Origin of the sequence: Celeribacter indicus, assembly GCF_000819565.1 — a bacterium.
GTDB lineage: Bacteria > Pseudomonadota > Alphaproteobacteria > Rhodobacterales > Rhodobacteraceae > Celeribacter > Celeribacter indicus.
Genome location: NZ_CP004393.1, coordinates 1390089 through 1402203 on the forward strand (window position 1 = coordinate 1390089; position 12115 = coordinate 1402203).

Below are 12115 nucleotides of genomic sequence, written 5' to 3' on the forward strand. Positions count from 1 at the left end.
GAAGTTTTTTGCTTCTCCGACACAGGGCGCGACGAAGCCGAATTCTAGGCAAAATCATTTCCTAAAATGTAGGTGTAGTAATGCAGTGATTTACTGTTCTGAGGGGAGAGAGAGTAAGCATGGGACGAATGGTGTGGAAATGGGGCGGGTTTCACTGCATTAGATCCTCAATCGACCTTCTCAAGTTTTCGAAAACATCTCGGCAATGCCATTCGACCCGATCAGTTTCGCCAGCCTGCGCCCTTTCGGAGTTCGGCGCCATGTCAGGAATATGATTTGGTCAAACGTGCTGGGGAGGGGCATGATGCGATGATTTTCGACAGCTGTCGCGTGGAGCGGCAAAATGCTGTTTGCCGTCCCGGAATGCGCCATGTTCACAATAATCGGCAGAGAGTCGATTTCGACGAGGGATGTCAGGCTGCGCCAATCCGGCCCGGCATAGGTGTCGAGAAACTGTTCTGCCCGTTGGCGCAGGCCACTGCGCCTGGATTGCAAGACCAGAGGCTGACGTTTCAAAGCCCGCCGTAGCTCTGCCTGATTGCGGTAATCTTCGGGCAAATGAAGACCGGCCATGGCAACGCTGCCACGCAACACCGGCGATTGCGCATAGGTCGGATCATTCAGCGCGGCATCCAGAAGAATGCAATCGAAGCGCCCGGTATCGAGGCCGATCAAAAGATCCTCTGCAAGCGTCGAGGCGATAGAGACCCGAAACCCCTGCCGATTGTGCATCTCCGTATTGAGTCCGGCCAAAAGCGTGGACAGCTCCCCGAAGGGTGTGGCGGGAATGATCGAGCCCAAACTGTAGCGCCGGGACACCTGACTATGCTGTGGCTCCGACACTTGGGACAAGGCCCGCCATTCGGCTTCGAGCTGACCGGTCAGGTTGACCAGCCTGAGGCCTTCGGGCGTCGGGTCGATGCCCTTGGGGCCACGCAGGATAAGCTTTGTGTCGAGGGTGCGCTCCAGGAGGCTGATTTGCCGCGTCAGTTGCGGTTGTGCCAGATTCATCTGTTCGGCCGCACGGCGGATGGAGCCGACACGCAGCGCTTCGGACAGGCGAAACAGAGCCGCGAAACTGATGGATTTATCTGGCACGCGCTCGGCTTCGCAGCTGAGAATCTGACGGCAGAGAGCGGCGAGGCGCGCGATGGCGGGGGTCCTGCGCTGCGCGTCGATCGTTAGCGAAATACCGTCTTCGCCGCGACGCACCAGAGGAAACCCCAGATCGTCCTCAAGCCGCGTCAGGGCGGCTCCGATGCTGGACACCGGCTGGCCACAGGCGCGGGACGCGGCGCGTATGCCGCCGTGCCGCAACGCGAGATCCGCCATAATGATCGTGGAACTTCTCATGCCTTTGCGTATCCCGTGTCCATATTTTGGCATATGCCATAAAAAAATATCCGATGCTATGCTGATCGAAAGAAAAGACAGGGACGGGGCCGGAATCGGCGTGTCATAGGCGGCGGCCCCTCGGTGAAAGGAGACATTATGTCGGATTTCGATTTGGTTCTGACCGGGCATGTCGTTTTGTGCGACCGCGAAGTGGAAAACGGCTTCGTCGCCGTCCGCGCGGGCAAAATCGCGCTTTTGGGCGAAGGCGCGGCGCCTTCTGCGCGGGAACGTCACGATCTCGGGGCGGCTATGATCCTGCCCGGCGCCGTCGATGCCCAGGTGCATTCCCTGTCGCAAAAAGGCGCTGAAGGCTTTGCCGCATCGACGGCCGCAGCCGCGGCGGGCGGGGTCACGACCATCGTGGATATGCCCTATGACGAGGGCAATCTCGTCTGCTCCGCCGAGGCCGTTCGCATCAAAGCCCAAGAGGCCGAGGCAGAGGCCCGCGTGGATGTGGCGCTCTACGGCACGATTGACCCGACAGAGGGCGCGGCGCGGATCGCGGAACAGGCCGAAGCCGGTGTCTGCGCTTTCAAATTCTCGACCTTCGGCACCGATCCCAAACGTTTCCCCCGCATTTCCCCGGCGCTGCTGATGGCCTGTTTCAAAGAGGTCGCGAAAACTGGGCTGGCCGCCGGGGTCCACAACGAGGACGACGCCTTCGTGCGCGAGGCGATCGCCGCCGTCGAGGCCGCAGGTATCACCGATTGGCGCGCCCATGGCCTGTCGCGCCCGCCCATGACGGAAATTCTGGCGGCACTTCAAATCTATGAAACCGGCGCAGCCACCGGATGCCCGGCGCATGTGGTGCATTGCTCGCTCGGGCGCGGCTATGAAATAGCCAAACACTATCGCGACGAAGGGCATCACGCCACGGTTGAATGCTGTATCCATTACCTGACGCTTGATGAGGAAAACGATGTCGCCCGGCTGGGTGGCAAGGCCAAGATCAACCCCCCGATCCGGCCGCGTGAAGAGGTGGAGCGGCTCTGGCGACACGTTGCGGCGGGCAATGTCTCCATGGTCTCGACCGATCATGTGAGCTGGTCCGAGGACCGGAAAACCGATCCGGAGATGTTGAAAAACGCCTCCGGGGTGCCGGGGCTGGAAGTGATGATCCCGCTCTTTGTCAAAGGCGCGCTGGCGCGGGGAATTCCCCTGACCTGGGCCGCGCGGCTTTTGGCCGAGAACCCGGCACGACATTTTCGCATCGACCATGCCAAGGGTGGTCTCGCTGTGGGACGAGATGCTGACCTGACCGTCTTGGAGCCGGTTGCGAAAACCTATGACGCAGGTGCCAGCACGGTCTCGGTTGCGGGCTGGTCGCCCTATGACGGAATGGAGCTGCCGTGGACGACGGCGGGCACATGGCTGCGCGGAGCGCAGGTGTTCGACGGCACGACGGTTCTGGCAGCGCCCGGAAATGGAGCCTTCCTGCGTCCCGAGCGTCCGCTGGGCCTGCGCAAGGCGGTGCGCGCATGAGCAATCTACGCGTTCGCACCGACCGGATCGCCGCCGATCTGACGGCGCTGTCAAAGATCACCGACCCGGATCGCCCCTGGACACGTCGCGCCTTTTCGCCATGTTTCGACGAAGGCCGCAATTGGTTGGCCGCGCGTTTCGCGGAGGCCGGGCTTGCGGTCACGACGGATGCCGGGGGCAACCTGATCGGGACGCGGAAGGGCACAGAAAGCCTTGGCACCATCATGCTGGGATCGCATTCCGACACAGTGCCGGACGGCGGCCGGTTTGATGGCGTGGCCGGTGTCATTGTGGCGCTGGAAGTGGCCCGGAGCCTGGCGGAACGCGGGATCGAGCTGCGGCACGATCTGGCGGTGACGGATTTTCTGGCGGAGGAGGTTTCGGTCTTTGGCGTCTCATGTATCGGATCGCGCGCCATGGCAGGGGTCTTGCCCGACAGCTGGATGCCGTTGCAGCATGAGGGCCGGTCGCTCGACCAGGCGATGCGCGATGTCGGTGGCGACCCGGCTTCGATGACGGCACGTAGCGACATCCGTGCCTTTCTCGAACTGCACATCGAGCAAGGGCCGGTGCTGGAAAGCTCCGGCACGGAAATAGGACTAGTCACCACGATTGCCGGCATCACCCGTGTGGAGGTGATCCTCACGGGTCGCCCGGATCACGCTGGGACGACCCCGATGGGGCATCGCGCGGATGCGCTCGTGGCGGCCTCCGATCTGATCAGCGCGATTGATGCTGAAGCCACTGCACGCAGCGAACAGGGATCGCATTTCACAGCGACCGTGGGCGAATTCTCGATTGAACCGGGCGCGGCGAATGTGGTGCCCGGGCGGGTGCGGATGTTGATTGATGCGCGCTCTGAAGAGCGGGCGCAGATGCTCGCGTTCCTCGATTGGCTGGAGGCACGAACCCAGAGCCTGCCGATGGGCATCTCAGCCGAATTGACCCGCCTCTCCGACAATTTTCCGACACAGATGGATGGGGGGCTTGTCGATCATCTCGAAAGCGCTTCGGCGCGGGTCGGTGCCTCTGCCACGCGCATGGTGTCGGGTGCCGGGCACGATGCGGCTTTCATGGCGCGGATTGCGCCTGCGGCCATGGTGTTCGTGCCCTGTCTCGGCGGGCGCTCGCATTGCCCCGAAGAATGGGCGGAGGCGACGGATATCGCCCTTGGGGCAGAGGTCCTGGTGGAAACCGTCATTGCCGTGGATCAGACTTAAAGGAAGGAGCAGAAATGCGTCGTATTTTGACAGAAAAAGACGTCGAACCCGCCGTGCGCGGTGGTTCGGTCTATGCCGCCGGGGGCGGTGGCTGGGCCGATCACGGGCGCCAGCTGGGCTATGCCGCCGTCGGGGCAGGGCAACCGGAACTCGTCAGCATCGATGAGTTGAACGAAGAGGATTGGGTCGCGACCGCCGCCGCCATCGGTGCGCCGGCCTCGACCACGCCCTGGGAAATGCGCGGTGTGGATTACATCAAGGCGGTTGAATTGTTGAACGAGGCTTTGGGCACGCCCGTGGCCGGGCTGATGGTTGGGCAGAACGGCAAAAGCTCCACCTTGAATGGCTGGCTTCCGGCCTCCATTCTCGGGTGCAAGGTGATCGACGCCGTGGGCGACATCCGGGCGCATCCGACGGGCGACATGGGCTCCATCGGCATGGCCGGATCGGACGAGCAGATGATCCAGACCGCCGTCGGCGGCAACCGTGATCAGAACCGTTACATCGAGCTGGTCACCCGGGGCGCGACGGCCAAGGTCTCGCCGATCCTGCGTACGGCTTCCGATATGTCGGGCGGCTTTATCGCCTCGGCGCGCAACCCTCTGCGGGCGAGCTATGTGGCGCGCAACGCGGCGCTGGGCGGGATCTCGATGGCGCTCGATCTCGGGCACGCGATCCTGGCCGCCGAACCTAAAGGCGCGACCGCCGTCATCGACGCCATCGTCGAAAAGACGAAGGGCACGATCCTGATCGAGGGCAAGATCACCGCCAAGGATGTGCGCTACACGAATGAGGCCTTCGACATCGGCACCGTCACGGTGGGGCAGGGCGATCATGCGATGACGCTGCATGTGATGAACGAATATATGGCCGTCGACGATGCAGGAGGGGCGCGTCAGGCCAGTTTCCCGGATGTGATCACCACGCTGTCGAGCGAGGCCGAGCCGCTCTCCGTCGGTCAATTGGAGGTGGGCATGACGGTGCATGTGCTGCATGTCTCGCGCCAGGTGATCCCGTTGGGCGCCGGGGTGTTGGACCCGGCCGTTTATCCGCCGGTCGAACGGGCCATGGGGATCGAATTGGCGCGCTATGTTCTGGAGGGCCACAATGCCTAAAGATAACCCACGCCACCCTGATTTTCCGATCCCCGGCGGGCCTGAACGACGCGCGAAATCCTGGCGTGCCGAAGGACTATTGCGGCTCATGGAGAATGTGCTGGCGGTTGGCGAAGCGCCGGAGAAACTCATCGTCTATGCGGCCCTTGGCCGGGCGGCGCGCAACTGGCCAGCGCATGATGCCATCGTCAGAACGCTCTGTGAGATGGAGGAAGACCAGACCCTGGTGATCCAGTCCGGCAAGCCGGTGGGGCTTTTGCGCACCCACAAGGGCGCGCCGATGGTGGTCATGGCGAATTGCAACATCGTGGGGCAATGGGCCAAGCCCGACGTGTTCTATGAGTTCGAGCGCAAGGGGCTGATTTGTTGGGGCGGTCTGACGGCGGGCGCCTGGCAATATATCGGCAGTCAGGGCGTCATTCAGGGCACCTATGAAATCTTCATGCGGATCGCGGAGCGTCGGTTCAACGGTTCTTTGGCCGGGCGATTCATCCTGACCGCCGGTCTCGGCGGTATGGGCGGCGCACAGCCTCTGGCCGGGCGCATGGCCGGGGCGGCCATTCTCTGTCTCGATGTCGATGCGGAGCGGGCGAAGAAACGTCAAGAGATCGGCTATCTCGACGAGATCGCCCCGGATCTCGACACCGCTCTGGCTATGATCAAGGCGGCGACGGACGAAGGCCGCGCTGTCTCCGTGGCACTGGTCGCGAATGCGGCAGAGGTCTATCCCGAAATTCTGGCACGCGGGATCGTCCCGGATATCGTCAGCGATCAGACCTCTGCGCATGATCTGGTCTATGGCTATGTGCCGGAGGGCTATGACCTCGCCCGCGTGCAGCGGCTGCGCGATCAAAACCCGGAGGAATTGATCGAAGCCGGGCGCGACAGCATCGCGCATCAGGTGACGGCGATGCTCGGCTTTCAAAAGGCAGGCGCTGAAGTCTTTGACAACGGCAACCTGATCCGCACCCAGGCCAAGGCTGCCGGGATCGAAGACGCCTTCGATATTCCGATTTTCACCGAAGCTTACCTGCGCCCGCTATTTGCGCGCGCGATCGGGCCGTTCCGTTGGATGGCGCTGTCGGGCGAAGAAAGCGATATCGCGAAAATCGACGACGTGTTGCTGGAGATGTTCCCGGACAATAAGATTGTCACCAACTGGATCAAACTGGCGCGTGCGCATGTGCCCTTTGAAGGTCTTCCCGCCCGTATCGCCTGGCTAGGGCATGGCGAACGCACGGCTCTCGCGCGTCGGGTGAACGACATGGTGGCCGCAGGCGAGCTGGCCGGACCCGTCGCCTTTTCCCGAGATCACCTCGATGCCGGGGGCATGGCCCATCCGAACATCATGACCGAAGGGATGCGCGACGGCTCTGATGCCATCGCCGACTGGCCGTTGCTTGATGCGATGACCCTCTGTTCTTCGGGGGCCGATCTCGTTGCGATCCACTCGGGAGGTGGCGGCTATTCCGGGTTCATGACCTCTGCGGGGGTCACCGTGGTGGCTGATGGCACCAAAGAGGCCGACACCCGGATCGACCTGTCTTTGACCAATGATACCGCGCTGGGTGTGATCCGATATGCCGATGCCGGCTACCCGGATGCGCTCGATGAGGCGCGGGTCGGAAAGGTCGGTCACATCGCTCTCTGACCGATCCTGCCGGGAGCGACTGCTGCGTGGCTCCCGGTCCTATAAAAAACTTTAAAGACCTCTCAACAACAGGGAAACCATCATGAGACAACTTAAATCATTTCTGGCTGCGACCGTCTTGCTGGCTGCTCCGGCCTTTGCTCAGGAGAGCGTGACGCTGAAGTACTCGTCCTTCCTTCCTGCGACGACGGTCAACAACGCCTTGTCGGCACCCGCTTTGGCGGCACGTCTGGACGAGTTAACGGAGGGTGCATTGAAAATCGAACTTTACCCCGGCGGTTCTTTGGTGTCCGGCGGTGAGGTCCAGATGAAACTGGTGCTTGACGGTGTAGCCGATATCGCGGAGATCCCGCTGCCCTATACGCCGGGCCGTGTCTCCGGGCTCGATGTTTTCGAACTGCCGAACATGGCGCAGAGCAATTCCGACGGCGCGCTGGCGAGCATCGCGTTGATCGACCAAGGATTGATCGGCGGCATGGGCGATCTGATCGCCCTGGGCATGTTGCAATCCGGGCCATACTACATCCACACCAAAGATGAGATCGGCAGCCTGGACGATCTACGCGGCAAGAAACTGCGCGTTTCGGGTCAGACACAGGCCCAGATCGTCAGCCGTCTCGGCGCCGTGCCTGTGTCCAACATTCCGGCCACTGCGATGGCTGAAAACGTCAGCCGAGGCCTGATCGACGGCGCTTTGGTCGACACCGGGAACCTCTATAACTTCGGGGTCGGCGATCTTTTGACCTATCACGTCACCAACCTGCCGCTTGGCTCCTTCGCCGTGCTCTTCGGTCTGTCCAAAGCGAAATACGACACGCTCCCGCCTGAATCTCAAGACGCTATCGATAGCGTGAAGGGCGATTGGTACACCACCGTTCTGGGCGGCAACATGGACAAGCAGACCCAAGATGTCGTGGCCCGGCTGGAGGCCTCCGAGGTACATCATTTCGTCACACTGAGCGACGACGATCTGGCGCGTGCCGATAGGGTCTTGTCGCAGGTCACCGAGAAATGGGTCGCGAAAGCCCCGGAAAACGCCGCCATTCTCGAAGCTGCGCGTACGGCGCTTGGCCAGTAGATCACAAGAGGTGAGGTCATGTTGAAACTGGCAAATTCAATTGCCATCATCGGCCTCACCGCCTTGCTGGCGGTGACGGGGCTGGTGTTGTTCGAAGTGGCGCTGCGCTCCGAAGCCATGCTGGCGCTCAGGGGTGTCTGGCCTTGGCTGGACGACGTCTTATTCGGTCTCGGCGTGGATGGGATCAGCGATCTCTACGCTCCTCTTGGCATCGTGGCCGTCGCCGCCTGTTTTCCGGCGATGGTCGCGACCCGCTCGGCTATCACCGTGCGTTTTGTCACGAAAACCCTGCCCTGGCGTTTGCGTGAAGGCTTCGAAGCTATGGGGTCTCTCTGTCTGTCCGCCATGTTCGCGCTCATGGCCTGGTGGGTAACGAGCTACACGCTCGATCTCTGGCGCAGCGGTGAAACCACCTGGCTTATGGAGCTGCCGCGCTGGCATGCGTGGGCCGTGGCCTGCCTCTGTCTTTGGGTGGCCGTGGGCATTCAGGCAGTCGTCAGTCTCAAACAGCTTCTGCGCGCCTGCGCCCGCCATGAACCCGAGCCCCTCCCGCAACCCATTTCTGATCTGGAGTAAGTCATGTCCCCCATTCTCATTGGAGGTCTCGGACTTCTGTGCCTTCTCGGCGTGATCCTTCTCAATGTACCGATCGCGGCCGCCATGGCGCTTGTCGGTGTCATCGGCACGCTGGTGCTCGACCCGCTGGCCTCGGTGTTTTCGCTTTTCGGCACCTCGACCGTGCAAGCCCTGTCTTCTCAGGATCTGATCGTCATTCCGCTGTTCATTCTTATGGGCGGTTTCGCCATCGTCTCCGGCCTTTCGACTGAAATCTACCGGCTGGCCCATGCCTGGGGCGGTCATCTGCGCGGTGGTCTGGCGATCACGACCGTGGGGACCAGCGCGATCTTTGGTGCAATCTGCGGCTCCTCCGTGGCGACCACCGCAACCATGGTGCAGGTGGCACTGCCGGAGATGCGCCGCCGCGGCTATTCCGATGCGCTCATCGCCGGCTCCATCGCCGGGGGCGGCACATTGGGCTCGCTCATCCCGCCTTCTGTGATCATGGTCGTCTACGCGATCCTGACCCAGCAAAGCGTGCTAGATCTGTTTCGTGCGGCGGTCATTCCCGGTCTGGTCGCGATTGCGCTCTATTTTCTCGCCATCCGGCTGTTTCTGATGCGTCACCCGGGCGATGGCCAACCAGCGCCGCGCGCCAATTGGGGCGAACGGGTGCGCGCCACGACGCAGGCGCGGCTGACCCTGCTTGTCGCCGGTGTCATGCTGGGCGGGATTTACAGCGGCATCTTTACCGTCACGGAAGGGGCGGCCATCGGCGTCCTTCTGGTGCTGGCGGCGAGCCTGTTGCGCAAAAAACTGACGCGGGAAAACTTTGCTGCGACCCTTATTCGGGCGGCGTCGAATATCGGCATGATCTACCTGATCCTGATCGGCGCCGAAATCTACAAGAGCTTCCTGACGCTGTCCGGTCTGCCAGCGGCCACCGTGGCTTGGGTCGGCGGGCTCGATCTTCCGCCGATGGTGATCATTTCGGTGGTGATCCTGCTCTATCTCGCTTTGGGCTGCGTGTTCGATGCCATGGCGGCGATGATCCTGACGATGCCTTTCGTTTTCCCGCTCGTGGTCAGCCAGCTCGGGTTCGATCCGGTGTGGTGGGGCATCATGAACGTGATGATCATCGAGATCGGCATGATCACACCGCCTGTCGGGATCAATATTTTCGTACTGAACGGCATGCGGCCGGACCTCGCGATCAAGGATATCTATCGCGGCATCACGCCCTTCGTGGCGGTCGATCTGATCCGCATCCTGATCTTTTTGCTGTTCCCCGGGCTGATGCTGGTTCTGGTGTAAAGGAGAGTGTGATGACACAGACGATCAACCGCCCGCTGGAGGGGGTCCGCATCCTCGATTTCACCCGTGTGCTTTCCGGGCCGTTCTGCACCGCCATGCTGGCCGACATCGGCGCCGAGGTGATTAAGATCGAAAGCCCGACCGGCGACGATCAACGCCATATGGGGGCGATGCGGCATGGGCAATCCGTCAGTTTCGAACTGATCAACCGCAACAAGAAAAGCCTCTGCCTCGATCTGAAATCCCCGGAGGCCAAAGAGGTTATTCTTGACCTCGTGGCATCCTGCGATGTGGTGGTCGAAAATTTCCGTCCCGGCGTCGCGGCACGTCTGGGTGTGGATTACGACACATTGCGCAGGGTGCGCCCGGATTTGATCCATTGCGCGATTTCCGGCTTCGGGCAGGAGGGTCCCCTGACCAAACGCCCGGCCTATGATGTGGTGGCGCAGGCAATGAGCGGGTTCATGAGCCTCACCGGCGAGCCGGGGCGCCCGCCGGTTCTGGCCGGCGACTCGATTGGCGACACGGTGCCCGGCATCTATGCCGCCTGGGCAATCTGCGCGGCGCTGTTCCGGCGCGAGCGCACGGGGCAGGGGGGGGAGATCGACGTCGCGATGTTCGACTGTCTGTTTTCGCTTTTGCCGACCGCTCTGGCGCAGTTCCAGACCACCGGCACAGCGCCAGAGCGCACCGGATCGACGCATCCTTTGTCGGCCCCCTTCGGTGCGTTTCAGGCGCAGGACGGGCATTTCGTGCTGGCCGTCGCCAATGCGCCGCTCTTCGCGCGGTTGTCCGAGGCGATGGGGCTGGCCGATCTGCCCTCCGATCCGCGATTTGTCGACGACCAGAAACGCCGCGCACATGAGGACGATCTGCGCGCCATCATCGAAGGCTGGAGCGCTGACAAGCCGGTCGCAGAGGTGATCGATCTGTTTGAGGCCAAGGGCATTCCTGCCGCGCCGATCTGGAACATGGCGGAGGCCGCCGCCAGCCCGCAGGTTGCGGTGCGCGATTTGCTCTCACGTCAGGTTGAGACGGCGGCCGGGCCGCTCGATTTGCCGGAGCAACCGGTGCAATTCGTCGGCTGCCTCCGTGGGGGGCAAAAAGCGGCACCGCGTCTTGGAGCGGATGAGGCGCTCCGGGCCGCTCTGGATATTTGAATTACCCATCAGGAGACTTCCATGAATCTTGACTTTTCCCCCGAGGACCGGGCTTTTTTCGCGCGCGTAAAGGACAGGCTGTCGAGCGCTCTGCCCGAAGATATCGCGGCCACTATCCGCACCAACCAGCCGCCCTCGAAAGAGGAGATGCTGCGCTGGCAGGACGTGCTGGCGGCAGAGAACTGGCTGGCGGCCGGATGGCCTGCCGAACATGGCGGCCCCGGGCTGACCCCGACCCAGCGCTATCTGTTCGAACAGGCCTACGGGGCGCTCTATGCGCCGCCGCCTGTGCAATTCGGCATCACGATGGTCGGCCCGATCCTCTACACCTATGGCTCGGATGAGCAGAAACAGCGGTTCCTGCCTCGGATCCGCGAAAACCGGACCTGGTGGTGTCAGGGCTATTCCGAGCCGGGCGCGGGCTCCGATCTGGCCAGCCTGCGCACCACGGCGGTGCTGGACGGCGACAGCTATGTCGTCAACGGTCAGAAAACATGGACGACCTGGGCGCAATGGGCGGACTGGATGTTTTGTCTGGTGAAAACCGACCTGACGGTCAAGCCGCAGGCGGGCATCAGCTTTCTGTTGATCGACATGAAAACCCCCGGCATCACGGTGCGCCCGATCCGCACCATCGACGGTGATACGGAAATCAACGAGGTGTTTCTGGACAATGTGCGGGTGCCTGTCGAGAACCGTATCGGCGGTGAAGGACAGGGGTGGACCTATGCCAAGGTGCTTCTTGAACACGAACGTTTCATCATGTCGGGCGCGGCACGGTCGCGGCGGGACCTGACGGCGCTTCAGGCGCTGGATCAGGGCAGGTTTGCGGCACGGATTGAGGCGCTCGATACGGAACTTCTGGCGCTCGAATATCTGGAATTGCGTTTGCTGTCGGCGATGAATGCCGGGGGCAATCCGGGGCCACGCACATCGGCGCTGAAAATTCGCGGCACCGAGATCACCCAAGCGATTTCCAAACTTCGCCTCGATATGGCGCGCGATTGGAGCGGCGAGAAACCGGAGGTTTTGCAAAACGCCGAGAGCAGTTGGCTCAACCTGCGCAAGCTCACCATCTGGGGTGGTTCGAACGAGATTCAGCGCAATGTGATGGCCAAGGTCGTTTTGGGGATTTGAAGGGA

General features: G+C 62.0%; 10 protein-coding genes. 9 read left to right on the forward strand and 1 reads right to left on the reverse strand.

Annotated elements, in window-relative coordinates; genetic code table 11:
• Window positions 1-180 precede the first annotated feature (180 nt).
• Window positions 181-1680, reverse strand: coding sequence for a LysR family transcriptional regulator (locus tag P73_RS07025; protein ID WP_245629242.1), 1500 nt, complete (start codon window positions 1678-1680; stop codon window positions 181-183).
• Here P73_RS07025 and P73_RS07030 point away from each other — a divergent pair.
• From P73_RS07030 to P73_RS07070, 9 genes are all read left to right on the forward strand, one after another.
• The gene (locus P73_RS07030) at window positions 1645-2877 is read left to right on the forward strand and encodes a dihydroorotase (protein WP_245629243.1); all 1233 of its coding nucleotides are present in this window, start codon (window positions 1645-1647) and stop codon (window positions 2875-2877) included. The genes P73_RS07025 and P73_RS07030 overlap by 36 nt on opposite strands.
• Window positions 2874-4097, forward strand: a complete 1224-nt coding sequence (locus P73_RS07035; RefSeq protein ID WP_043869052.1) for a Zn-dependent hydrolase — start codon at window positions 2874-2876, stop codon at window positions 4095-4097. The genes P73_RS07030 and P73_RS07035 overlap by 4 nt, the downstream gene beginning before the upstream one ends.
• A gap of 14 nt (window positions 4098-4111) precedes the next feature.
• Window positions 4112-5212, forward strand: coding sequence for a DUF917 domain-containing protein (locus tag P73_RS07040; RefSeq protein WP_043869053.1), 1101 nt, complete (start codon window positions 4112-4114; stop codon window positions 5210-5212).
• Complete coding sequence (locus P73_RS07045) at window positions 5187-6863, forward strand: urocanate hydratase (protein ID WP_245629244.1); 1677 nt, start codon at window positions 5187-5189, stop codon at window positions 6861-6863. Before P73_RS07040 ends, P73_RS07045 begins: the two co-directional genes overlap by 26 nt.
• A gap of 82 nt (window positions 6864-6945) precedes the next feature.
• Window positions 6946-7941 (forward strand): TRAP transporter substrate-binding protein DctP, encoded by a 996-nt coding sequence (dctP, locus tag P73_RS07050; protein ID WP_074743412.1) that lies wholly within the window; start codon window positions 6946-6948, stop codon window positions 7939-7941.
• Between the two features lie 18 nt (window positions 7942-7959).
• Window positions 7960-8517 (forward strand): TRAP transporter small permease, encoded by a 558-nt coding sequence (locus P73_RS07055; protein WP_043869056.1) that lies wholly within the window; start codon window positions 7960-7962, stop codon window positions 8515-8517.
• Window positions 8518-8520: 3 nt separating this feature from the next.
• Window positions 8521-9813: a TRAP transporter large permease gene (locus tag P73_RS07060; RefSeq protein ID WP_043869057.1), complete on the forward strand. Its 1293-nt coding sequence runs from the start codon at window positions 8521-8523 to the stop codon at window positions 9811-9813.
• A 95-nt stretch (window positions 9814-9908) separates the two neighbouring features.
• A complete protein-coding gene (locus tag P73_RS07065; protein ID WP_245629245.1) occupies window positions 9909-10973 on the forward strand; it encodes a CaiB/BaiF CoA transferase family protein in 1065 nt (354 codons plus the stop codon).
• Between the two features lie 21 nt (window positions 10974-10994).
• The gene (locus P73_RS07070; protein WP_043869059.1) at window positions 10995-12110 is read left to right on the forward strand and encodes an acyl-CoA dehydrogenase family protein; all 1116 of its coding nucleotides are present in this window, start codon (window positions 10995-10997) and stop codon (window positions 12108-12110) included.
• The last annotated feature ends 5 nt before the right edge of the window (window positions 12111-12115 follow it).

Bases quoted from the DNA above. Each gene is read 5' to 3' on its own strand.
- P73_RS07065 (WP_245629245.1), top strand. From the start codon at position 9,909: ATGCTGGCCGACATCGGCGCCGAGGTGATTAAGATCGAAAGCCCGACC.
- P73_RS07040 (WP_043869053.1), top strand. From the start codon at position 4,112: ATGCGTCGTATTTTGACAGAAAAAGACGTCGAACCCGCCGTGCGCGGT.
- P73_RS07070 (WP_043869059.1), top strand. From the start codon at position 10,995: ATGAATCTTGACTTTTCCCCCGAGGACCGGGCTTTTTTCGCGCGCGTA.
- P73_RS07060 (WP_043869057.1), top strand. From the start codon at position 8,521: ATGTCCCCCATTCTCATTGGAGGTCTCGGACTTCTGTGCCTTCTCGGC.
- P73_RS07035 (WP_043869052.1), top strand. From the start codon at position 2,874: ATGAGCAATCTACGCGTTCGCACCGACCGGATCGCCGCCGATCTGACG.
- P73_RS07025 (WP_245629242.1), bottom strand. From the start codon at position 1,680: ATGCACCTGGGCATCGACGGCGCCGGGCAGGATCATAGCCGCCCCGAG.
- P73_RS07045 (WP_245629244.1), top strand. From the start codon at position 5,187: ATGTTCTGGAGGGCCACAATGCCTAAAGATAACCCACGCCACCCTGAT.
- P73_RS07055 (WP_043869056.1), top strand. From the start codon at position 7,960: ATGTTGAAACTGGCAAATTCAATTGCCATCATCGGCCTCACCGCCTTG.
- dctP (WP_074743412.1), top strand. From the start codon at position 6,946: ATGAGACAACTTAAATCATTTCTGGCTGCGACCGTCTTGCTGGCTGCT.
- P73_RS07030 (WP_245629243.1), top strand. From the start codon at position 1,645: ATGATCCTGCCCGGCGCCGTCGATGCCCAGGTGCATTCCCTGTCGCAA.